The sequence below is a fragment of the Arenimonas fontis genome, assembly GCF_008386465.1.
In the GTDB taxonomy this organism is placed as follows: Bacteria; Pseudomonadota; Gammaproteobacteria; order Xanthomonadales; family Xanthomonadaceae; genus Arenimonas; species Arenimonas fontis.
Genome location: NZ_VUOD01000003.1, coordinates 54,751 through 75,893 on the forward strand (window position 1 = coordinate 54,751; position 21,143 = coordinate 75,893).

18 protein-coding genes are annotated in these 21,143 nt (G+C 71.9%); 5 read left to right on the plus strand and 13 right to left on the minus strand.

The features are described from left to right. Positions 1 to 30: 30 nt before the first annotated feature. Together F0415_RS04575 and F0415_RS04580 are read right to left on the minus strand one after the other, a co-directional pair. Positions 31 to 1,323 carry a nucleotide sugar dehydrogenase gene (locus tag F0415_RS04575; RefSeq protein ID WP_425457819.1) on the minus strand — a complete coding sequence of 431 codons (1,293 nt, stop codon included), beginning with the start codon at positions 1,321 to 1,323 and terminating at the stop codon, positions 31 to 33. Next, positions 1,320 to 2,726, minus strand: coding sequence for a mannose-1-phosphate guanylyltransferase/mannose-6-phosphate isomerase (locus tag F0415_RS04580; protein WP_149860023.1), 1,407 nt, complete (start codon positions 2,724 to 2,726; stop codon positions 1,320 to 1,322). Before F0415_RS04580 ends, F0415_RS04575 begins: the two co-directional genes overlap by 4 nt. 146 nt (positions 2,727 to 2,872) lie before the next feature. Between F0415_RS04580 and F0415_RS04585 the strand changes: the two genes are divergently transcribed. From F0415_RS04585 to F0415_RS12760, 3 genes are read left to right on the plus strand one after another with little or no spacing between them, the layout of a single operon-like run. Further along, on the plus strand, positions 2,873 to 3,871 hold the full coding sequence (locus F0415_RS04585) for an aminoglycoside phosphotransferase family protein (RefSeq protein WP_149860024.1): 999 nt from the start codon (positions 2,873 to 2,875) through the stop codon (positions 3,869 to 3,871). A 45-nt stretch (positions 3,872 to 3,916) separates the two neighbouring features. Then, the gene (gene murU / locus F0415_RS04590; protein WP_149860025.1) at positions 3,917 to 4,633 is read left to right on the plus strand and encodes an N-acetylmuramate alpha-1-phosphate uridylyltransferase MurU; all 717 of its coding nucleotides are present in this window, start codon (positions 3,917 to 3,919) and stop codon (positions 4,631 to 4,633) included. 19 nt (positions 4,634 to 4,652) lie between these two features. Further along, positions 4,653 to 5,759, plus strand: coding sequence for a diguanylate cyclase (locus F0415_RS12760; RefSeq protein ID WP_188310286.1), 1,107 nt, complete (start codon positions 4,653 to 4,655; stop codon positions 5,757 to 5,759). Here F0415_RS12760 and hda read toward each other — a convergent pair. The 4 genes from hda to F0415_RS04615 are packed head-to-tail and all read right to left on the minus strand — an operon-like array spanning position 5,756 to position 9,418. Beyond that, positions 5,756 to 6,448 carry a DnaA regulatory inactivator Hda gene (hda, locus tag F0415_RS04600; protein ID WP_149860027.1) on the minus strand — a complete coding sequence of 231 codons (693 nt, stop codon included), beginning with the start codon at positions 6,446 to 6,448 and terminating at the stop codon, positions 5,756 to 5,758. The two genes, F0415_RS12760 and hda, sit on opposite strands and share 4 nt — an antisense overlap. Then, positions 6,445 to 7,659 (minus strand): AI-2E family transporter, encoded by a 1,215-nt coding sequence (locus F0415_RS04605; protein ID WP_149860028.1) that lies wholly within the window; start codon positions 7,657 to 7,659, stop codon positions 6,445 to 6,447. The genes hda and F0415_RS04605 overlap by 4 nt, the downstream gene beginning before the upstream one ends. After that, positions 7,656 to 8,240 (minus strand): CDP-alcohol phosphatidyltransferase family protein, encoded by a 585-nt coding sequence (locus tag F0415_RS04610; protein WP_149860029.1) that lies wholly within the window; start codon positions 8,238 to 8,240, stop codon positions 7,656 to 7,658. The genes F0415_RS04605 and F0415_RS04610 overlap by 4 nt, the downstream gene beginning before the upstream one ends. Next, positions 8,237 to 9,418, minus strand: coding sequence for a DUF2066 domain-containing protein (locus F0415_RS04615; RefSeq protein ID WP_188310287.1), 1,182 nt, complete (start codon positions 9,416 to 9,418; stop codon positions 8,237 to 8,239). The genes F0415_RS04610 and F0415_RS04615 overlap by 4 nt, the downstream gene beginning before the upstream one ends. Positions 9,419 to 9,572: 154 nt before the next feature. Between F0415_RS04615 and purM the strand changes: the two genes are divergently transcribed. Continuing rightward, the gene (purM, locus tag F0415_RS04620; RefSeq protein WP_149860031.1) at positions 9,573 to 10,622 is read left to right on the plus strand and encodes a phosphoribosylformylglycinamidine cyclo-ligase; all 1,050 of its coding nucleotides are present in this window, start codon (positions 9,573 to 9,575) and stop codon (positions 10,620 to 10,622) included. 24 nt (positions 10,623 to 10,646) lie between these two features. Here purM and F0415_RS04625 read toward each other — a convergent pair whose 3' ends face one another. The 4 genes from F0415_RS04625 to F0415_RS04640 form a co-directional block, all read right to left on the minus strand. Further along, a complete protein-coding gene (locus tag F0415_RS04625) occupies positions 10,647 to 11,420 on the minus strand; it encodes a dienelactone hydrolase family protein (RefSeq protein ID WP_149860032.1) in 774 nt (257 codons plus the stop codon). A 140-nt stretch (positions 11,421 to 11,560) separates the two neighbouring features. After that, positions 11,561 to 12,940 (minus strand): UDP-N-acetylmuramoyl-L-alanine--D-glutamate ligase, encoded by a 1,380-nt coding sequence (murD, locus tag F0415_RS04630; RefSeq protein ID WP_149860033.1) that lies wholly within the window; start codon positions 12,938 to 12,940, stop codon positions 11,561 to 11,563. Next, positions 12,921 to 14,276, minus strand: a complete 1,356-nt coding sequence (gene murL / locus F0415_RS04635; protein WP_149860034.1) for a UDP-N-acetyl-alpha-D-muramoyl-L-alanyl-L-glutamate epimerase — start codon at positions 14,274 to 14,276, stop codon at positions 12,921 to 12,923. The genes murD and murL overlap by 20 nt, the downstream gene beginning before the upstream one ends. Further along, the gene (locus F0415_RS04640) at positions 14,269 to 16,893 is read right to left on the minus strand and encodes a bifunctional aspartate kinase/diaminopimelate decarboxylase (protein ID WP_149860035.1); all 2,625 of its coding nucleotides are present in this window, start codon (positions 16,891 to 16,893) and stop codon (positions 14,269 to 14,271) included. The genes murL and F0415_RS04640 overlap by 8 nt, the downstream gene beginning before the upstream one ends. 125 nt (positions 16,894 to 17,018) lie before the next feature. Between F0415_RS04640 and F0415_RS04645 the strand changes: the two genes are divergently transcribed. Beyond that, positions 17,019 to 17,894, plus strand: coding sequence for a PhzF family phenazine biosynthesis protein (locus F0415_RS04645; RefSeq protein ID WP_149860036.1), 876 nt, complete (start codon positions 17,019 to 17,021; stop codon positions 17,892 to 17,894). Between the two features lie 61 nt (positions 17,895 to 17,955). On the opposite strand, the gene F0415_RS04650 is transcribed toward F0415_RS04645, so the two are convergent. From F0415_RS04650 to F0415_RS04660, 3 genes are all read right to left on the minus strand, one after another. Next, complete coding sequence (locus F0415_RS04650) at positions 17,956 to 19,587, minus strand: amidohydrolase (RefSeq protein ID WP_246149879.1); 1,632 nt, start codon at positions 19,585 to 19,587, stop codon at positions 17,956 to 17,958. 352 nt (positions 19,588 to 19,939) lie between these two features. Then, positions 19,940 to 20,653: an alpha/beta fold hydrolase gene (locus F0415_RS04655; RefSeq protein WP_188310288.1), complete on the minus strand. Its 714-nt coding sequence runs from the start codon at positions 20,651 to 20,653 to the stop codon at positions 19,940 to 19,942. A 19-nt stretch (positions 20,654 to 20,672) separates the two neighbouring features. Next, positions 20,673 to 21,101, minus strand: a complete 429-nt coding sequence (locus F0415_RS04660) for an OsmC family protein (RefSeq protein WP_149860039.1) — start codon at positions 21,099 to 21,101, stop codon at positions 20,673 to 20,675. Positions 21,102 to 21,143: the final 42 nt, after the last annotated feature.

A 21,143-nucleotide genomic window follows, 5' to 3' on the forward strand; every position in this document is an offset into this window, starting at 1 on the left:
CGAACGGGGACAGAACAGCTTCAAGAATCATCAAAGGCGCTCGTCCGCCACGCCCTCCGGCAGGACGTGCTTGATGTCGTAGAACACGGCTTCGCGCCTGGCCAGCGCACGCAGCGCCGCCGCGTCCAGTTCGCGGAAACACGAATGCGCCACCGCCAGCACCACCGCGTCGTAGGCACCCTCATCCGGCCGCTCCACCAACCGGAGTCCCAGCTCCGCCTCCGCCTCGGCCGCATCGGCCCAAGGGTCGTGGACATCCACCTTCGCGTTCGCCGCCTCCAACTCGCGCACCAGGTCGACGACCCGCGTATTGCGCAGGTCCGGACAGTCCTCCTTGAAGGTCAGTCCCAGCACCAGCACGCGCGAGTCCACCACGTTGATCCGCTTGCGCGCCATCAGGGCCATCACCCGGTGCGCCACGTAGATGCCCATTCGGCTGTTGATGCGGCGCGCGGCCAACATCAACTCGGGGTGATAGCCAAGCACGCTGGCCTTGTGGGTCAGGTAGTAGGGATCCACGCCGATGCAATGGCCACCGACCAGCCCGGGCCGGAACGGCAGAAAATTCCATTTCGAGCCCGCCGCCGCCAGCACGTCGCGAGTGTCCACGCCCATCTTGTTGAAGATCATCGCCAGCTCGTTGACCAGGGCGATGTTGACGTCGCGCTGGGTGTTCTCGATGACCTTCGCGGCTTCCGCCACCTTGATCGAGGGCGCGGGGTGGGTGCCGGCCCGGATGATGCGCCGGTACAAGGCGTCCACGAATGCGGCTGTTTCCGGATTGGACCCCGAAGTCACCTTCACGATGTTTTCGAGCGTGTGCTCCCGATCCCCGGGGTTGATCCGCTCCGGGCTGTAGCCGCAGTGAAAATCGCTGTTGTAACGGAGGCCGGAGGCTTGCTCCAGCACCGGCACGCAGACTTCTTCGGTGGTGCCGGGATAGACCGTGGATTCGTAGATCACGACATCGCCGCGCTTGAGGGCACGCCCTACCGTCTCGCTGGCGGCGCGGAGGGGGCCCAGGTTCGGTTGATTCGCCTCGTCCACCGGCGTAGGCACAGTGATGATGAAGACGTCGCAGGCGGCCAGGTCGGCAGGATCGCCGCTCAGCCTGAGCCGGCAGGCGGCGGCGAACCGGTCGGCGTCGGCTTCCCCGGTGTCGTCGCGACCGGCGCGAAGGGATTCCAGCCGTCGCGCATCGATGTCGAAACCCAGGGTGTCGTGCTCGCGACCGAATGCCAAAGCCAGCGGCAAGCCGACATATCCCAGGCCGATGATGGCGATCCGCGCGTCCTCGGGCTTGCGCATTCGTCCTCCGCTCACCGCCCGTACACGTCCTCGAACCGGACGATGTCGTCCTCGCCCAGGTAGCTGCCCGACTGCACCTCGATCAGCTCCAGCGGCACCTTGCCCGGGTTCTCCAGCCGGTGCTTGCTGCCCAGGGGGATGTAGGTGCTCTGGTTCTCGCTGAGCATGAATACCTTGTCGTCGCAGGTGACCCGGGCGGTGCCGCTGACCACGATCCAGTGTTCGGCGCGGTGGTGATGCATCTGCAGGCTGAGCGCCGCGCCCGGCTTCACCACGATGCGCTTGACCTGGAAGCGCTCGCCGCTGTCCACGCTGTCGTAGCTGCCCCAGGGCCGGTAGACCTTGCGGTGGATGCCGGCCTGCGGCCGGCCCTCGGCCTTGAGCCGGGCGACGATGTCCTTGACCTCCTGCACGCGTTCGCGCCGGGCCACCAGCACGGCGTCGTCGGTGTCCACCACGATCACGTCCTCCAGCCCGAGCATGGCCACCAGCCGGCGGCCGCCCCAGGCCAGGGTGTTGCGGCAGCCCATGGCCACCACGTCGCCGTGGTGGGCGTTGCCCTCGCCGTCCTGGTCGGCGATCGCCCACAGCGCCGACCAGGAGCCGACGTCGCTCCAGCCCACGTCCATCGGCAGCACGGCGGCGCGGTCGGTCTTCTCCATCACCGCGTAATCGATCGAGTTGGCCGGGCAGGCGACGAAGGGCTCGCGTGCCAGGCGCAGGAAATCGGCGTCGCGGCGGGCACCTTCGAAGGCCGCCTGCACCGCGCTCAGCATCTCCGGCGCATGCCGGCCCAGCTCGTCCAGGTAGACCGAGGCACGGAACAGGAACATCCCCGCGTTCCAGTAGTAGCCGCCGGCGGCCAGGTAGGCGCGGGCGGTGTCCAGGTCGGGTTTCTCGACGAAGCGGTCCACCGGCCGCACGCCTTCGCCCTGGCCGGCCTGGATGTAGCCGTAGCCGGTTTCCGGGCCGGTGGGCACGATGCCGAAGGTGACCAGGCGGCCCGCGGCCGCGGCCGGCAGGGCGGCCTGCACCGCGGCGCGGAAACCGGCGGCGTCGGCGATCACGTGGTCCGAGGGCAGCACCAGCAGCAGCGGATCCCCGCCTCCGGCCCGCGCCTGCAGGGCGGCGGCGGCGATGGCCGGGGCGGTGTTGCGACCGACCGGCTCCAGCAGCAGGGCCGAGGGCGTCACGCCAACCTGGCGCAACTGTTCGGCCACCATGAAACGATGCTCCTCGTTGGCGACCACGATCGGCGCGCTCAGGCCAGGCAGCCCCTCCAGGCGCTGCCAGGTGGCCTGCAGCAGGCTGCGTTCGCCTACCAGGGGCTGGAACTGCTTGGGATGGGTCTCGCGCGACAGCGGCCAGAGCCGCGTGCCCGAGCCTCCGGAAAGTATGACGGGGGTAAGGGTGTCCATGGCCGGCATTCTAGCCATTGCGCCTTGCCCTGCCCTCTCCCCCGCGCGGGGGAGAACCGGCGGCGCGCGGGCAGCGTCCGGGCGATACCCCTGCCCCTCCGCGCGCGGGTGGGTTCAAGGGAGGGCAAGCCGGGCATACTTGCGCGATGAACCTCCCCACCCGCGAAACCCTGCGCCTGGCCTGGGTCAGGGAAAAACTGCAGGACCCCGAGGCAGCCCTGGAGCGGGCCTCTTCCGATGCCAGCTTCCGCAGCTACTGGCGCGCCCGCAGCGGCGGCCGCAGCTGGGTGCTGATGGACGCGCCACCGGACCGCGAGGACATCCGGCCCTGGCTGGACATCGCCGACCGCCTGATCCGGGCCGGCCTGCACGCCCCGGACATCCAGGCCGCCGACGCCGAGCGCGGCTTCGTGCTGATGGAGGACCTCGGCGATCGCGTCCTGCTGCAGGAGCTCAGACAGACCACGGTGGACCGCCTGTACGGCCAGGCGATGGACGCGCTGCTGCGCATGCAGCTGCGCGCCGACGCCGACGGCCTGCCCGACTACGACGAAGCGCGCCTGGTGGCCGAGATGGAACTCATGCCGGAATGGCTGCTCGGGCGCCATCTCGGCTTCACGCCCGAATGCGGGCAGTGGGACGTGATCGAATCGGCCTTCCGCGCCCTGGTGGAAAATACCCGGCGCCAACGGCAGGTGTTCGTGCACCGCGACTACCACTCGCGCAACCTGCTGGTGACCGAGGTGGACAGTCCCGGCATCGTCGATTTCCAGGACGCGGTACGCGGGCCGATCACCTACGACCTGGTCTCGCTGCTGCGCGACTGCTACATCGTCTGGCCGGAAGACCGCGTGTACGGCTGGGCCGAGGACTACCGCCTGCGCCTGCAGGGGGCCGGCATCGCGGTGCCGGAGGCAGACGGCTTCCGGCGCGCCTTCGACCTGATGGGCCTGCAGCGGCACGTCAAGGTGCTGGGCATTTTCTGCCGGCTCTGGTACCGCGACGGCAAGGCCGGCTACCTGCAGGACCTGCCGCGGGTATGGAAGTACACCCGCGAGGTCGGCCTGCGCTATCCGGAAACCGAGGGCCTGGTGCGGCTGATCGAATCCGCCATCGGCGACCGCGACCTCAGCCTGCCAATCTGACCCTTTGTTCTGACCCTTTGTTCTGACCCCGGTGGGAGAGTTGTCGTGAAGGCCTTGATCTTTGCCGCCGGCAAGGGCGAGAGGATGCGGCCGCTGACGGAGCGGACGCCCAAGCCCCTGCTCGAGGTCGGCGGCAAGCCGCTGATCGTCTGGCACCTGGAGAGGCTGGCGGCCATTGGCGTGCGCGAGGCGGTGGTCAACACCGCCTGGCTGGCCGATCGCTTCGAACCGGCCCTGGGCGACGGCGCGCGCTGGGGCCTGCGCCTGCGCTACAGCCACGAGGGCGCCGAACCGCTGGAGACCGGCGGTGGCATGCTGCACGCCCTGCCCCTGCTCGGCGACGCGCCCTTCATCGCCGTCAACGGCGACATCTGGTGCGATTTCGATTTCGCCGCCCTGCCGCGCGAGCCGCGCGGCCTGGCGCATCTGGTGCTGGTGGACAACCCGCAGCACCATCCCGTGGGCGACTTCGCCCTGGACCACGAGGGCCGCGTACACCCGGCCGGCGAACGACGTCTCACCTTCGCCGGCATCGGCGTGTACCGGCCGGCCCTGCTGGACCATTGGCAACAGGTGATAGGTCCGGCACCCGGCACCGAACGGCAGCCGCCCAGCTTCAGGCTGGCGCCCCTGCTGCGCGCGGCCATGCGCGCGGACGAGGTGGATGGCCAGCACCACCGCGGCGCCTGGACCGACGTCGGTACGCCGGAGCGGCTGGCGGAGCTGCGGGCCTTCCTGGGCCAGGATGCAGTCGGCGCATAGAGAGCGCACAATCGGCCGGATGACCGCCGGTGCCAGAATCCCGACGACCCTGTGGCGCCTGCTCGAAGGCGCCGTGGCCGACTTGCCGCCGCACGAGCGGCGCGACCTCTATCGCCGACAGATCCTGGCCCTGCACGGCCCCCTGTCGAACCTGCTGCTGGTGCTGGCCGTGGTGCAGTTCCTGCACGGCCTGATCTGGCTGCTGTGGGCCGACGAGGCCATGTACAGCGTGGCCTGGCGGCTGGCCGCCGGCCTCTTGCTGGTGGCGCTCGCGCTGCGGTTCCGGGCTCTGGAATCGGTGCGGCGCCGGCGCCAGGTCGGGCTGCTGTTCCTTGCCGTGGTGCTGGCCTGCCTGGTCACCCCGGGCAGCGGCTGGCAGCAGTTGCCGCTGGCCTACCTTGCCGGCGTGCTGCTGCTACCCCTGGCCGGCCTGCCCCTGCTGGTGCGGCCGGGCGTGGCCTGGTCGGGGCTGGGCCTGTGCACCCTGGCCGTGGCCGCGATCCTGTGGCAGGTGCAGGCGACGCCCGGCGAGCGGCTGGCCTTCGCCTTCTATTTCGCCATGAGCGCCTGCGCCGGCCTGGTGCTGCGCCGGGCCCGGGCCAACCTGGCGGTGCGGCTGGACCGCGAGGTGGAATCGCTGTGGCAGCGCGCCACCCGCGACTTGCTGACCGGCCTGCTGAACCGGCACGGCTGGCTGGGCCTGGCCAATGCCAGCCTGTCGGACGCGGTGGCCGCCGGGCGCCAAGCGGCGGTGCTGTTCCTGGACGTGGATCACTTCAAGCGCACCAACGACACTCACGGCCACCTGGTGGGCGACGAGTTGCTGCGCCGGCTGGGCCAGCTGGTGCAGTCGCGCCTGGGCCCGCGGGACCTGGCCGCTCGTCTGGGCGGCGAGGAATTCGCCTGCCTGCTGCCTGACGGCGACCGCGCCCGCGCCGGCGCACTGGCGCAGCGGCTTGCCCGGGATTACAGGGAACTGGCCAGTGAATATGGCTCCACCCTGAGCATCGGCATCGCTCTGTACCAGCAGGGCGACCTGCTCAACGACCTGCTGGCCCGGGCCGACGCGGCGCTCTACCAGGCCAAGCGCGAGGGTCGCGACCGGGTGGTGTTCGCCGACGACTAACCGCCGCGCAGCTGCTCGCGCAGGAAGGGGATGGTGAGGCGGCGCTGGGCGGCCAGGCTGGCACGGTCGAGCCGGTCCAGCAGCGCCGTCAGGCTGGCCAGGTCGCGATCCACCCGGCGCAGCAGGTAGTCCAGGGCGGCTTCGTCCAGTTCCAGGCCGCGGCGGGCGGCGCGGGCGCGCAGCACGGCGCGCCGGCCGGCCTCGTCCAGCAGCGCGAGCGGCAGACGCGTGCACTGGCCCAGCCGGGTCGCCAGGTCCGGAAGGCCAAGGCCCAGGGCCGCCGGCGCCGATCGCGCCGCGTAGAGGGCGATGCCACCGGCGGCGCGCAGGCGGTTGTGGAAATGGAACAGCGCCTCTTCGTCCTCACGCCGGCCGGCGACCGCCTCCAGGCCGTCCAGACAGGCCAGGGCCGCCGATTCCTGCCCTGCCAGGGCGCCGGCAAGCTGTCCGGCCATGGCCGGCAAGGGCAGGTACAGGGCCCGCCGGCCCGTGTGGGCGGCGTCCGCGCATGCCGCCAGCAGCAGATGGGTCTTGCCGGCGCCGGCCGGCCCCTGCAGGTACAGCCAGTCCGGCCGCTCCCCCCGCGCCGCCGCCTGCACGGCCGCCACCACCGCCGGCGCATCGTGGAAGGCGTCCAGGCGCTGGTCGGAAGCGGCGCGCAGGTCGAGCGGAAGCTGCGATCCGGTCATTCGTGCCTGTCGGAACGGTCGGCCTCGCGGCCGGTCGCGGCATCTGCCCGGCCGTCATGGCCGGCAGCCATCGCCACCGGACCGGCGGCGGCCGCGCCCGCGGCTCCGCCGCCCGGCGAAGCGTCTTCCCCGGCGCCGTAAAGGCGGCTCTGCGTATAGCGCTGGTGGGCGTAGCGCAGCACCACCATCACCACCGCCGCCACCGGCAGCGCCAGCAGCAGGCCGAGGAAGCCGAACAGCTGGCCACCGGCCATCAGGGCGAAGATCACCGCCACCGGGTGCATGCCGATCCGGTCGCCGACCAGCCAGGGGGTCAGCACGAAACTCTCCAGTGTCTGGCCGACGCCGAACACCAGCAGCACCAGGGCCAGGTGCCACCAGTCCACGCCGAACTGCACCAGGCAGGCGACCAGGGCCGCGGCGATACCGACGGCGGCGCCGAGATAGGGCACGAAGCTGACCAGGCCGGCGACCAGGCCGATCAGGATGCCCAGGTCCAGGCCGACCAGCCACAGGCCGGTGCCGTAGATGATGCCCAGGGCGATCATCACGCTGAGCTGGCCGCGCAGGAAACCGCCCAGCACCGAATCCGACTCGGCCGCCAGCCGGCTGACCAGGGGCTCGACCGGCCTCGGCAGCAGTTCGCGCACGCGCTCGAGCATGCCGCGCCAGTCGCGCATGAAATAAAACGTCACCACCGGCACCAGGGCCAGGTTCGCCACCCAGCCCAGGATCGCCAGGCCCGACTTGGACACGCCGCCGAACACCGTGGCGGCGATGCCGCCGGCTTCCTGCCAGTGCTGCTTGAGCAGGCCGATGACCTGGCTCGGATCCACATAGGGCGCCAGTTCGAGGTCCAGCTTCTGCTCGATCCACGGTACCGCGGTGCCGGTCAGCCAGGCGCCGAACCGCGGCAGCCATTCGATGAATTTGCTCACCTGGTTCTCGATCAGCGGGATCAGCAGCAGCACCGCCAGCACCAGCACCAGACTCATCAGGCTGAACACCAGGATGACCGCGGTGGTGCGGCTGCGGCCGCTGCGCTCGATGCGCGCCACCAGCGGGTCGCCCAGCCAGGCCAGCAGGGCCGACAGCACGAAGGGGGTGAGGATCGGCGCCAGCAGCCACAGCAATAGGCCGAGTCCGGCGGCCAGGGCCAGCCACTGCCAGCGGCGCCGGTCGCTGAAGGGATCCGGGACGGCGGTGTTCATGCGGCGGGTTTCCTCGAATGTCGCCAGGCCATCACACCATAGCGGATGACGTAGTCCAGGCCGCTGGCGAACGTCAGCATGGCCACCACCAGCACGGCCTGGCCGGCATACGGCGCCCAGGGCAACCAGCCGACCAGTCCCAACAGGCAAGCCAGCACCAGCAGCACCTGGGCGAAGGTGGTCAGCTTGCCCAGCCAGGTCGGACGGCCGTCGTAGGGCCCGGCCAGGCGCCACCAGGCGACGGCTCCGGCCACGATCACCAGGTCGCGCAGGGCCACCAGCAACAGCAACCAGCCCGGCAGCGCCGCCACCAGCCACAGGCCCAGCATGGCTAGGCCCAGCATCAGCTTGTCGGCGATGGGGTCGAGCAGGCTGCCCAGCCGGCTGCCCCAGCCGAAGCGTTTGGCCAGCCAGCCGTCCAGCGCGTCGCTGAGGCCGGCCAGGGCCGCCACTGCCAGGGCCGCGCCCGCCCGCCCCGACACCAGCAGCCAGGGCAGCAGCGGCGCCAGCAGCAGACGCAGCCCGGTCAGCAGGTTGGGCAGGTGCCGCGCCTGGATGAGCCCGCGCCTGGGCCCGCTCATGGCTGCAGCAGGAAGCGCGGCACGTCCTCGCTGGCGAAAGGATCGGCGGCCAGCGTGCCGCCGGTGGCGACGAAGCGGCGGAAGGATTCCGCGCCGACCGCCAGGTCCAGGCGCAGGCGCAATGCCTCCGGCCGGGCTTCCAGCACCTCCAGGCCACGCACCACCGGCAGGGTCTGCAGGTAGCCCAGGGCCCGGCCCAGGTCGCCGCTGCCGCGCAGCCCGGCCAGCTCGATCTCCAGGCTCTCCGGCTCGCCGGTGTCCAGGGCGACCGCATCGCGGCGGGCGATGGCGTCGGCGGCGCCGTCGGCGCCCGAGGCAATGGCCAGCATGGCGCTGGCGTCGCTGAAGCTCCAGCGCGACAGCTCGCGTTCGCCGCCGGCCAGCAGCCAGTCGGCGGTCCAGCCGTTGCCGCCACGGTAGAGCCTGCCCAGCAGCAGGGTGCGGTTGCCGTAGCGCGCCGCCAGCGGTTGCAGGCGCTCGGCCGACAGCGACCAGACCGCGTCCACCGCCGCCAGCTCGACCGCACTGCCGGCCGGCAGGGCGAAACGAAGGCCGCGCTCCAGGCCGCGATTGGCCAGCGGCTTGACCACGTTGATCTGTTGCGCGCTCACCAGGCGCGGCCCGCGGCCGTCGTCGATGGCCAGCCACAGCAAGGGCTGCGGCCGGTCGGGGCCCCAGTACGGCAGGCCGGCGCCGGCCAGCAGCGCCTCCACGCGGCCCGGGTCGAAGTCGAAACTCATCCTGGCGCGGTACACGGGGACGCCGCCGATCGCGGTATTGCCCTGCGAGTCGCTGCTCTCGGCCTCACCCGCACCGATCACGAAAGATTCCGCCTGGGCCAGGGCCCTGCGCACCACCGGATGGGCCGGCGCCTGCGGATCGCCGCTGAGCTTCACCACCACCTGGGCCAGGGCCCGGGCGGCCGCAGCGCGGCGCTCGCCGGCGCCCTGCGACAGCAGCTCGACCTCGCCACGGTACAGGGCCGGGTCGCGCACCTGGCCCAAGAGGCCGGCGCCCTCGTCGGGCAGGGCCGGCTCGGCCGGCGGGCCGGGCTCGGCCGGTTCGATGCGGACGGCCGGTTCCTCCAGCCCCGGCCAGGCACCGGCCGGCGGGACCAGAACCAGCAGCAGCAGGGTGCCGGACAGGGCGGAACGGAGCGGGAGGCTTCGCGATCGCATGGCGGACGGGCGGGCGGAACAGCGCGCATGGTGCCGCAGCCGCGCCCTCCCCGTCCAACCCGCGGCCGGGAAGGAGCGGGCGGACACGGACGCCATGCCGCCGCCCCGGGGAAGGCCGGACCCCACCGACTGCTAGAATGCGCGCCCTTCCCGCGTGCCGGACCCCGCCGTGACCCAGCCCACTCCCCTCACCTACCGCGATGCCGGCGTAGACATCGACGCCGGCAACGAAGTCGTCGAGCGCATCAAGCCGCTGGTCAAGCGCACCTTCCGCCCGGAAGTGATGGGCGGCCTGGGTGGCTTCGGCGCCCTGTTCGACCTGGCCGGCAGGTACCGCGAGCCGGTGCTGGTGAGCGGCACCGACGGCGTCGGCACCAAGCTCAAGCTGGCCCAGCAGCTCGATCGCCACGACAGCATCGGCATCGACCTGGTGGCCATGTGCGTGAACGACGTGCTGGTGCAGGGCGCCGAGCCGCTGTTTTTCCTCGACTACTTCGCCACCGGCAAGCTGGACGTGGACACCACGGTGGCCGTGGTCGGCGGCATCGCCAGGGGCTGCGAGCTGGCCGGCTGCGCCCTGATCGGCGGCGAAACCGCCGAAATGCCCGACATGTACCCGCCGGGCGAATACGACCTGGCCGGCTTCACCGTCGGTGCGGTGGAGAAATCGAAGCTGCTGGACGGCAGCGCGGTCAGGGCCGGCGACGTGCTGCTGGGCATCGCCTCCAGCGGCCCGCATTCCAATGGCTATTCGCTGATCCGGCGCATCTGGGACCGGGCCGGCCGCCCCGCCGACCTGGACCTGGGCGGAGTACGCCTGGTGGAAGCGCTGATGCAGCCGACCCGCATCTACGTCAAACCGGTGCTGGCGCTGATGGCCGCGCACGAGATCCACGCCATGGCCCACATCACCGGCGGCGGCCTGAGCGAAAACATCATCCGGGTGATCCCGGAAGGCCTGGGCCTGGACATCCGTGCCTCCGCCTGGCCGCTGCCGCCGGTGTTCGACTGGCTGCAGCGCGAGGGCGCGGTGCCGCGCGAGGAAATGTGGCGCACCTTCAACTGCGGCATCGGTTTCGTGCTGGTGGTTCCGCCGACCGCCCTCGCCGCCGTCGAGTCCGCCCTCGACGGCCATGCGCTGCCGAACTGGCGCATCGGCGAGGTCATCCCGGTGACCGATGGCCCGCGCGTGAGGATCGGGTGACCTTCCGGCCGCGGATTTGCGCGGCTACAACTTCTCCTTCAGGAACAGGTCGAGGTAGGCATAGGCGCGGCGGGAGGCGGTCTCGTCGTAGAGGCAGTTGGGCGGGCGGTTGGCGCTGGGTTCGGCGAAGCAGTGCACGGCCTTGCCGAAGTTGACGAAGACCCAATCGGCCCCCGCGGCGCGCATCTCGTCCTGGAACCCGGCGACCTGTTCGGCCGGCACGTTGGCGTCCTCGGCGCCGTTGAGCACCAGCAGGCTGGCCTCGATGTCGCCGGCCTGCGCCGGCTTCGGCGTGGCCAGGCCGCCGTGGAAGCTCACCGCCGCGGCGATGTCGGCGCCGGCGCGGGCCAGCTCCAGCACCACGCCGCCGCCGAAGCAGAAACCGAAAGCGGCCAGGCGCTGCGGATCCACCGGCGCCCGGTCGGCGGCGGCGCGCAAGGCCTCCAGCGCGGCACCGGCGCGGCCGCGCAGGGTGTCGATGTCGGCGTACACGGCGCCCACCGCCGCCCGCGCCTCGCTGGTGTTCGCCGGGCGCACGTCCTTGCCGTACATGTCGGCCACCAGCACCACATAATCCTTGCCGGCCACCCTGCGGGCGCGTTCCAGCGCCTCCTCGCCGACGCCCATCCAGTTGGGGACCATCAGCAGGCCCGGCCGCCTGGCTTCGCCTTCATCGTCGTAGACCAGGTAGCCGGCGAACTCGGTGCCGCCGTGATTCCAGGTCACCGGCTCGGTCACGGGCCGGGCGAAAGCCGGCAGGGTGATGGCCGCCAGGGCCAGGGCAAGAAGCGTGCGCATGGGCCTTCCTCCCTCGTTGGAATGCCCGGATTCTACGCCCGCGCCGGCATGCGCCGCGTCGCCGGCGCACGACGCCGCGTGCCGCGCGGCCATCACCGGGACGGTCGGAGAGCGGAGCCGCCGCCGATGCGCGGCCGGCCTCAGGCCACGCCCAGGCCGGGGATGGCGCTGATCTGCTCGGGGTCGTAGCCGGCGGCGCGGGCGAAGTGGCGGCCGCGTTCCACGTAGTCGCGGTAACGCGGAAAGCTGGGCGCGCCGGGCGACAGCAGCAACACGCCTTCGCTGCCGAGCGCGCGCAGGCCCAGGCGCACGGCCTCTTCCATCTCGGTGGCCTCGGCCAGCACGAAGCCTTCCGCGGCGGCCACCGGCTTGAGCTTCTCGTGCACGCGCGGGCCGTTCTGGCCCATGGTGATCACGGCCGTCACCGGTTCGGCGGCGATGCGTTCGACGAATACGCCCCAGTCCAGGCCGCGATCGTAGCCGCCGACCAGGATGGCCACCGGCCGGCCGCGGAAACAGTCCAGCGCGGCGATCGCGGCTTGCGGGGTGGTGCTGATCGAATCGTTGACCGCCTCGATGCCGTTGCGCAGGCCCAGGCTCTGCAACCGGTGCGGCAGGGGCCGGAAAGCGGCCGCGGCCGGGGCCAGCGCCACCGCGTCCAGACCCGCCGCTTCGACCGCCGCCAGGGCAGCGCAGAGATTCAGGCGGTTGTGCCGGCCGGGCAGCGGCAACCCGCGGGTGTCCAGGACCGCCCGTTCGCCGCGGTGGATCACCGACTCGCGCAGGTGCCAGCCGTCGCCGTGATTGAACCAGTGCACGCGGGTGGTATCGGGCACCGTGGCATCGGCCACGCGGGCGTCTCCGGCGTTGAGCACGGCGTGGCGGGGCCGGCCGTTGCCGAGCAGGGCCAGCTTGTCGCGCAGGTAGCGCGCTTCGGTGCCATGCCAGTCCAGGTGCTCGGGGTGCAGGTTCAGCACCACCGCCACGTCCACGTCGGCCGCCTCGCCGGTCTGGTAGCTGGACAGCTCGATGGCCCAGTAGTCCGGCGGCGGCTGCACGTCCAGCAGTTCCAGCAGTGGCAGGCCGATGTTGCCGGCCAGGGCGGTGCGGTGGCCGGCGCTGCGCAACAGGTGGGCGATCAGCGCGGTGGTGGTGCTCTTGCCCTTGGTGCCGGTGACGCATATGCGTTGGCCGCTGCGCGGTTCGGCGAACCACAAGCCGGTGCCGCCGACGTAGCGCACGCCCTCGAGGGCGGCATCCACCGCCGGCGAGGTGTAGGGGCTGATGCCGGGCGATTTGATCACCACCTCGTGTTCGGCCAGGGCCGCGGCGCTGACCTCGGTCCGCACGTCCAGGGCCGGGTCCTGCATCTCGCCCAGGGCCCGGGCTTCCTCGGCCGAGCAGAACACCGTGACCGGCTGCCCCGGCAGTCGCCAGCGCAGGGCCGCCAGCGCCGCCCGGCCTTCGCGGCCGTAGCCCCAGATCGCGACCCGCTTGCCCTCAAGCTCCGAAATGCGCACGCAGCCGCTCCCACAGCCCGTCCGGAATGCCGTGATCATCCGAAGCTTCCAGCAGGGGCGCCAGTGCCCGCTCGTCCTCGGCCAGTTGCGGGCGGATCTCCCGCGCATAGCGCCGCACCAGCGCGTCCTCGCGCCATGCCGGGCTGTCGGCCAGCAGGTCCATGGCGGCGCGCGACTCCCGGCCCTCGCCCACGCATTCGAAGGGCTTGTGGTCGCGGTACTCCATCAGCGCGTCGAAACCCGGGGCCAGCTCCGGCTCGTCCAGCAGGTTGCGGCCGAAGATGGCCACCAGCCGCGGCTTGGGCATGAACGGCGCCAGCGCCAGGAACACGAACTGGCATTTCGGACAGGCGCCGCACCAGCGTTGTGCCGGCCGTTCGCCGAGGATGTGGAAGTTGCGGTTGCAGCTGGAGAAATGCTGGTCGTAGCCGTCGAGCCGGGCGAAGCGCCGGGCCACGGCCAGTTCCGAGAACGGCCGCAGCAGCGAGTAATAACGCAGGTCGGCGGCCACGTGGCTGCGCAGGTGCGCGGCGAAGGCGCGCTCGAATGCCCAGCTCTTGGACCACTGGTGGTTGACCTCGCCGGTGCCCGGAATCAGGCTGCCGTAGCTGGCGGAGCGCTCGTTGGAGAACACCACCTGGCCGGCGCCGCGCAGCAAGGCGGCCACGGCCAGGATGGCGGAGTTGACGGCGGTCACCGGGATGTGGCCGTTGAGCGCGCCGGCCTTGTTGAGCTCGAACAGCCGCGGCGACAGCGCGCGCTGCACGTTCAGCGGCGGCAGGCCGGTGCGCTGCGCGCAGGCGGCGATCAGCGGCGAGGCGCCGACCCAGGCCACGGTCTGCGGCACGCCCAGCTCGCGCAGCGATTCGATGCTGACCAGGGAATCCTTGCCGCCGCCGATGGCGACGATGGCCTGGCCGGACAAGCCCAGGGCGGGTGCCACCGGCGCCGCCGCCTCGCCGCGCGGGAACCGGATCTTCCCGCGCAGGCTCAGACCGTTGCGATAGGCGAACTCGCCCAGGCCGTTTTCATAGACATCGGTCAGCAGGTCCGCGGTGCCGGCATCCAGGGGCTCGCCCTCGACCACGATCTCCGGCGGCACGGCAGCCTTGTAGTAGCTGACGCCGGCGATCAGGTGCAACAGGCGCAGGGCCCGCCGCACGGCCGCGGCGCGCTCGCCTTCCAGGGCGAAGGGCGCGCCGGGGAAGCGCAGCGTTTCGGTCATCACCGGGCCGCCGTCGAAGGCGTAGTCCAGGCACGCCTCGCCGGTAGCGGCGTCGAAGCGGCAATCCAGGAAGCGGAAGGCGCGGATGGCGCCGCGGTCGAACTCAGTCATCCAGCACCTCCTCCCGCGGCAGCTCACGCAGGTTGTAGCGATTGGCCATGACCGCGCCGTAGGCCCCGGCATGGTCCACCAGCAACACGTCGCCCTCGGCGGTGCCGGCCGGCAGACGGCGGCCGCGCGCCAGCACGTCGCCTGTCTCGCAGATCGGCCCGACCACGTCGGCCGGCGGCCCTTCGGCCTCGTCCATCCGGCCAAGGTTCACCACCTCGTGCCAGGCGTCGTACAGCGCCGGCCGCAGCAGGGCGTTCATGCCGGCGTCGGCACCGACCCGGCGCAGGCCCTGCTTGGCGACCACCTGGGTGACCGACAGCAACAGCACGCCGGCCTCGGCCACCAGGTAGCGACCGGGTTCGATCCACAGCGCGTACTGCGGCCAGGCCGCCCTGGCCTCGGCCAGCACCCGGCCGTAAGCCTCCAGATCGAAAGGGTCGGCCTCGGGATCGTAGGCCACGCCCAGGCCGCCGCCGACGTCGATGAATGCCACCGTGCCGATGCCGTCGGCCAGGCCTGCCAGCCGGGCATGCACGGCGCGCCAATGGCCCGGATCATGGATGCCGCTGCCGATGTGCGCATGCAGGCCGACCACCCGCGCCCCGGCCGCGCGTGCCGCCTGCAGGAACTCGCCGAGCTCATCGGCGGCCAGGCCGAACTTGGCCGCCCTGCCACCGGTGCGGACCTTCTCGTGGTGGCCCTGGCCGAAACCCGGGTCCACCCGCAGCACCAGGTCGCGGCCGCGGAACAGGTGCGGCCAGTGCCGCAGCGGATAGGCGCTGTCCACGGTGACATGCACGCCGCGGGCCAGCGCCGCCTCGTATTCGCCGCGCGGGGCGAAACTGGGCGTGAACAGCACCCGGTCGGGTGCCAGCCCCGGCAGGACGGCGAACAGGTGCGCCAGCTCGCCGGCGGAAACGCATTCGAAGCCGAACCCCTCGGCCTCCAGTGTCCGCAACACGGCCGGATGCGGATTGGCCTTGAGCGCGTAGAAGCGCCGGTCCACCGCCGGCAGGGCCATCAGCTCGCGGGCGCGCTCGCGCACCGTCGGCAGGTGGTACAGGTAAAGCGGCGTACCGCGCGCGGCCGCCTCCAGCACCTCCCGGCGTCGGCGCCGCCACCAGGACGGCGGGCGCGGCTGCGCCGGCAGGCCGAGCCGGCGCCAGCTGGGGCCGAACACGCCCGGTTCGTGCACCGGCATGGCGCCGGAGCGGGCAAGCAGCGCATGCAGGCGCGGCAGCATGTCCTCGGCTAGGTCCTCGTCGACGACGAAGGTGAGGTTGAGGTCGTTGGAAGACTGCGAGATCAGGTGCACGCGCTCGCGGCCGAACTCGGCCCACACATCGGACAGCTTGTGCAGCAACGAACGCATGCCGCGGCCAACCAGAGTGATGGCGGCGCAGGGAGCGATCACCTTGACCCGACAGACCTCGGACAGGTCGGCGCACAGCGCGTCCAGCACGTTGGTGCTGACCAGGTTGTCGCTGGGGTCGAGCGAAACGGTGACGTTGGATTCGGACGAGCCGATCAGGTCCACCGAAAGACCGTGCGCCTTGAAGCGCTGGAACACGTCGGAAAGGAAACCGACCTGCTGCCACATGCCGATGGTTTCCATGGACACCAGGACGATGCCGCGGCGCGAACTGATCGCCTTGACCCCTGGCACGGTGGCGGCGGAAGCGTCGATGATGGTGCCTGGCATGTCCGGCCGGCCGGTGTCGCGGATCCACAGCGGCACCCGCGCCTCGCGGCAGGGATGGATGCAGCGCGGGTGCAGCACCTTGGCGCCGGTGGTGGCGATTTCCTGCGCCTCGGCGTAGTCCAGGCGCGCCAGCAGGCGCGCGTCCGGCACCTGGCGCGGGTTGGCGCTGAACATGCCGGGCACGTCGGTCCAGATCTCGACGCGGCGGGCGCCGAGCAGCGCGCCGAAGTAGGCGGCGGAGGTGTCGGAGCCACCGCGGCCGAGGATGGCGGTGCCGCCGTCCGGCGCGCGGGCGATGAAGCCCTGGGCGATGCGCAGCGCCGGACCGGCGGCGGCGAAGCGGGCACGCAGGGCGGCATCGCCCTCGAAGGCGCAGGAGGCGGACAGGCGCTTGCTCCAGTCGTTCTGGTTGGGCAGCGGCTGCGCCTGCAGCCAGTCGCGCGAATCCAGCCAGCCGACGGCGAAGCCGCGACTGCCCAGGTAGGCGGCGCCGAGGGTGGAGGACAACAGCTCGCCCTGGGCCAGCACCTCCGCCTGCCAGGCCAGATCGCCGGCGGCGCGGCGCGGGTCGTCGGCCAGGGCCAGCAGTTCGGCCAGGCGCTGGCCGAGCACGGCCTCTGGATCGAGGCCGAGTTCATCGCTGCAGAAGCGGCGGTGCAGCTCGGCCAGCTCTTCCAGGCGGGTACGGGTCCCTTCGCGGTCCGCATGGCCGTCGGCGACCGCCTGCAGGGCGTTGGTGACGCCGGTGACCGCCGAGACCACCACCAGGACGCGGGCGCCTTCTTCCCCGGCACGGCGTTTCATCAGGCCGCCGATCGTGTCCCAGCGTTCGCGTCGGGACACGCTGGTGCCTCCGAACTTCAGGACGATCCAGTCCGGCGTCTCGGCGCCGGCGGCGGGGGCGGCTTGGCTCATGGTCTCGGGGGGTGGCGGACGGCACCACGCGGCGCGCGGTCGGGGCAGTTTACGGCAAGCGCGGCGCGGCGGACTGGTATCCTTGGCTGCCCCCGTTCCCCCCGTGCGCCGGGCAGGAAGCCCAGATGTCCCGTCCCTTCGTGCAGCTCGACGTGTTCGCCGCCCGCCCGGGCGACGGCAATCCCCTGGCCGTGGTCCTCGACGGCCGCGGCCTCGATGACGCCACCATGCAGGCCATCGCCCGCTGGACGCGCCTGCCGGAAACCACCTTCGTGCTGCCGCCGACGGTGCCGGAGGCCAGTTATCGCCTGCGCATCTTCAGCCCGCGCCGGGAGGTGCCCTTCGCCGGGCATCCGAGCATCGGTTCGGCGCATGCGGTGCTGGAGGCGGGACTGGCCAGGCCGCGCGAGGGCTTCCTGGTGCAGGAATGCGCGGTGGGCCTGCTGCCGATCGAGGTGCGCGGCGACGGCCGCGAGCGCCGGCTGGCGGTGCGGGCGCCGCGCGGGCAGGTGGTCGACGTGGCCGACGCCGGCGATGCGCGCCTGGCGACAGTGCTGGCCGGCCTGCCGCTGGGCGCGCTGCCGCCGGTGCTGATGGATGGCGGCCGCCGCTGGTGGATCGCCGAGATCGCCGACGAGGCGACGCTGCGCGGGATGACACCGCCGTGGGCGGACATCGCGCGATTGGCTTCGGATACCGGGGCGATGGGCCTGTGCGCCTTTGCCCGCTGCAATGGCCGCGACTACGACCTGGCGGTGCGCGCCTTCGTCGGCCAGCCGGCGCAGGTGGAAGACGCCGCCTCCGGCGCCGCCAACGCGACGCTGGCCGCCTGGCTGGCCGAACGCGGCGCCCTGCCCCGCGCCGACGGCCGCTACGTCGTCAGCCAGGGCCGCGAGGTCGGCCACGACGCCCGCCTGGAACTGCGCGTCGACGCCGAGGGCGAGGTCTGGTCGGGCGGCCAGGTCCAGACCGTCATCACCGGCCACCTCCACTGGCCCTGATCCGACCCTTTGTTCTGACCCTTTGTTCTGACCCCGGGGTCAGACCCCGGACTCTGACCCTTTACTCTGACCCCGGTTGGGTGAAGGTGGGTTTGCCGTCGAGCCAGGTGGAGAGGATGGGCAGACGCGGCAGGTCGGTGGGGTCGATGGCGAAGGGATCGGCGGCGAGGACGACGAAGTCGGCGCGATAGCCGGGGTGCAGCTGGCCCAGTTCCAGCTCGTCATGGGCGGCGTAGGCGGCGCCCCAGGTGAAGCCCTTCAGCGCCTCGGCCAGATCCAGCCTTTCCTGCGGACGCCAGCCGCCCGGCGGTTGCCCGTGGGTATCCTGGCGCGTCACCGCGGCGTAGAGGCCCAGGCGCGGATCCACCGATTCGACCGGGAAATCCGAGCCCAAGGCCAGCACCACGCCCATGCCCCAGAGCGAGCGCCAGGCATAGGCACCCTGCAGGCGCGCCTCGCCGACACGGTCGCCGGCCCAGGGCATGTCCGAGGTGGCGTGGGTGGGCTGCATCGAGGCGATCAGCTGCAGCTCGCCGAAGCGCGGCATGTCCTCCCTGGCGATCACCTGCGCGTGCTCGACCCGCCAGCGGTGGTTGCCGCGCATGGCGTCGTCGCCGAGCACGCGCGCATAGGTATCCAGCACGACGCGAACGCCGCGGTCGCCGATGGCGTGGCTGGCCGGCTGCAGGCCACAGTCGCGGGCGCGCTGCACGGCGGCTTGGAATGCCTCGGGCGGGGTGATCAGCAGGCCGCGGTGGCCGGGTTCGTCGCTGTAGTCGGCCAGCAGGGCGGCCCCTCGGCTGCCCAGTGCGCCGTCCACATAGAACTTCACCCCACGCATGCTCAGGCGTCCACCCGGATGCTCGTAGGGGCCCATCGCGCACAACGCCTCCATGGCGGCCCCGGCGCCGTCGGCATAGGCACGCACGCGGACTTTGAGCAGGCCCTGGTCGGCGAAGCGGCGCATCAGCTCCAGGTCGGCCAGGGACACGCCCATGTCGTGCACACCGGTCAGTCCGTGCGAGGCGGCGGCGGCCAGGGCCCGGCGCAAGGCTTCCTCGCGCATGGACCGGTCTGGCGGCGGCACCACCGCGTCCACCAGGGCCATGGCCGTGTCCACCAGGACCCCGGTCGGCTTGCCGGTCGCACCGCGCAGGATGCGACCGCCTTCCGGCTGCCAGTCGCCGCTCAGGTCGCGGCCGACGGCGCGCAAGGCCGCCGAATTGGCCCAGCCAGCGTGACCATCCACGCGCTCCAGCCAGACCGGGCGATCGGGGAATGCCGCATCGAGATCGGCGGCGGTCGGGAACGCCGCCTCCGGCCAATCGTTCTGGTCCCAGCCGCGTCCCAGCAGCCAGGTGCCGTCCGGGAGGTTGCGCGCGAAGGCGCGCAGGCGGGCGATGACCTCGGCCTTGTCGGCGGTGCCGGCGAGGTCGGCGCGCAGCAGGGCGATGCCGAGGTTCATCAGGTGGGCGTGGCCGTCGATCAGGCCGGGAATCACCGTGGCGTCCGGCAGCTCGATGCGCCTGGCGCTCGGATGGCTGCGCAGCAAGCGCGCACGATCGCCGATGGCCAGTATGCGACCCTCGCGGTCCCAGGCCATGGCCTCCACGGCGGGCCGACCCGGAACCCCGGTATGAATGCGCGCCGCACTCAGCACCGTCACGTCGGCAGCGGCTGCCATCCCGGCCATGAGCCATCCCGCCAACACCATCCCCTGCCTGCCCATCACGCGCCTCCCCGAATGTCGTCCCGGACCAGAGTAATGGCTCGGCCGCATCAGGTCGCGAATCGACCGCTCCACCCTCTTAGGCCCTACCGACGGGTCGGACGGGATCCCGGACCAGAGTCCAGGATTCGACCCCATGGCGTGGGAGTCCGGGGTCCGACCCCCAAGGAATTCATGGACTGCAGCGTATCGGAAAAGGAAAAGGCCCCGACAGGGGCCCTTTCCAAAGCGGTGACCGGGGGAGAGAGAGGTGCCCGGCCATCGATGGTTAACGCTGCCGGCATGGGGAAACGGCCGTCCGCGAAACGCGGTCATATCATCGGCCGGATGGCCGCAACCTCCCCTTAATCCGCCCTTCTCCCGATGGCGTCATCGCCAAGGTGTTCATCCACTCGACAGCTTGAGCGGCGATGCCTGCCGCCCCTCGACCCAGGAGCGGCCCCACATGGCTGCCGGGCACTCGCAACACGCTGGCGCCCAAGCGCCCGGCCAACGCCACCGAAACGGCCGTCGGAACATCCGGGTCCTGCGCCGACGCGATCACCAGCACCGGACACACCGGCACCTCGCAATCCCGCCCTGCCCGCGCTTCCGCCAGCACTCGCGCCGATTCGTCCCGCCATCGCCGCCAGGCCCAGGCGCAGGTCGCGGCATCGGCATCCGGCAAGGCGCGACGGGTGCCGGCCGGCGAGGCGGTGCGGCCCCAGGGAACCCGGCCGGAACGCTCACCGGCCACCGCCCCCGGCAAGCCCTCCGGCGGTATCGGGTTCACCAGCACCAGGGCATCGGCCAGGGCGGCCCGCATCAGCGCCAGCAGCCCGCCCAGGCTGGCGCCCGCCAGCAAGCGGGGCCGGGGCGCGGCCCGCAGCCACCGGTCCACCTGGGCGGCGTAGTCGTCCAACGCGGTCGCCACCAGGCCATCCGCCCGCGGCTGCAGGTCCGGGGCGAGCACCTCCATCCCCGCCGCGGCCAGCACCCGCCCCCAGACCGTCCATTCCCAGCCCCCGCCGCCGGCGCCGTGGACCAGCACCGCGGACCGAAAGCGGAGCTCAGGCCAGGGCCGCATCCAGGGTGATCGGCAGGGACAGCGCCTTGGAGATCACGCAGTTCTCCTTGGCGGTGCCGGCGATGCGGGCGAACTCCGCGGCGTCCAGCCCAGGCACCTTCGCCCGCACGTGCAAATGCACGCCCACCACGTGCGGCCCCGGCGAAGTCTCCATGGCCACCTCGGCCCGGGTTTCGATGCGCTCGGCGACGTGGCCGGCCTGTTCGAGCAGGAAGCCCAGGGCCATCGAATAACAGCCGGCGTGCGCGGCGGCGAGCAGCTCTTCCGGATTGCTGCCCTTCTCCTCGCCGAAGCGGGTGCCGAAGGAATAGCGGGTCTGGTCGAACAGGCCGCTCTGCGGCGTGCTCATCCTGCCCTGGCCCTGCTTCAAGGTGCCTTCCCACCAGGCGGTGGCGTGACGCTTGAATCCCATGGCGGTTCTCCCGATGGCGGACCGAACGCGGCCCGCCGCCAG

Excerpts from the sequence above, each read along its gene's own strand:
- F0415_RS04580 (WP_149860023.1), bottom strand. The coding sequence starts at position 2,726 with ATGGACACCCTTACCCCCGTCATACTTTCCGGAGGCTCGGGCACGCGG.
- F0415_RS04585 (WP_149860024.1), top strand. The coding sequence starts at position 2,873 with ATGAACCTCCCCACCCGCGAAACCCTGCGCCTGGCCTGGGTCAGGGAA.
- F0415_RS12760 (WP_188310286.1), top strand. The coding sequence starts at position 4,653 with ATGACCGCCGGTGCCAGAATCCCGACGACCCTGTGGCGCCTGCTCGAA.
- hda (WP_149860027.1), bottom strand. The coding sequence starts at position 6,448 with ATGACCGGATCGCAGCTTCCGCTCGACCTGCGCGCCGCTTCCGACCAG.
- F0415_RS04605 (WP_149860028.1), bottom strand. The coding sequence starts at position 7,659 with ATGAACACCGCCGTCCCGGATCCCTTCAGCGACCGGCGCCGCTGGCAG.
- F0415_RS04610 (WP_149860029.1), bottom strand. The coding sequence starts at position 8,240 with ATGAGCGGGCCCAGGCGCGGGCTCATCCAGGCGCGGCACCTGCCCAAC.
- F0415_RS04615 (WP_188310287.1), bottom strand. The coding sequence starts at position 9,418 with ATGCGATCGCGAAGCCTCCCGCTCCGTTCCGCCCTGTCCGGCACCCTG.
- F0415_RS04625 (WP_149860032.1), bottom strand. The coding sequence starts at position 11,420 with ATGCGCACGCTTCTTGCCCTGGCCCTGGCGGCCATCACCCTGCCGGCT.
- murL (WP_149860034.1), bottom strand. The coding sequence starts at position 14,276 with ATGACTGAGTTCGACCGCGGCGCCATCCGCGCCTTCCGCTTCCTGGAT.
- F0415_RS04640 (WP_149860035.1), bottom strand. The coding sequence starts at position 16,893 with ATGAGCCAAGCCGCCCCCGCCGCCGGCGCCGAGACGCCGGACTGGATC.
- F0415_RS04645 (WP_149860036.1), top strand. The coding sequence starts at position 17,019 with ATGTCCCGTCCCTTCGTGCAGCTCGACGTGTTCGCCGCCCGCCCGGGC.
- F0415_RS04650 (WP_246149879.1), bottom strand. The coding sequence starts at position 19,587 with ATGGCCGGGATGGCAGCCGCTGCCGACGTGACGGTGCTGAGTGCGGCG.
- F0415_RS04660 (WP_149860039.1), bottom strand. The coding sequence starts at position 21,101 with ATGGGATTCAAGCGTCACGCCACCGCCTGGTGGGAAGGCACCTTGAAG.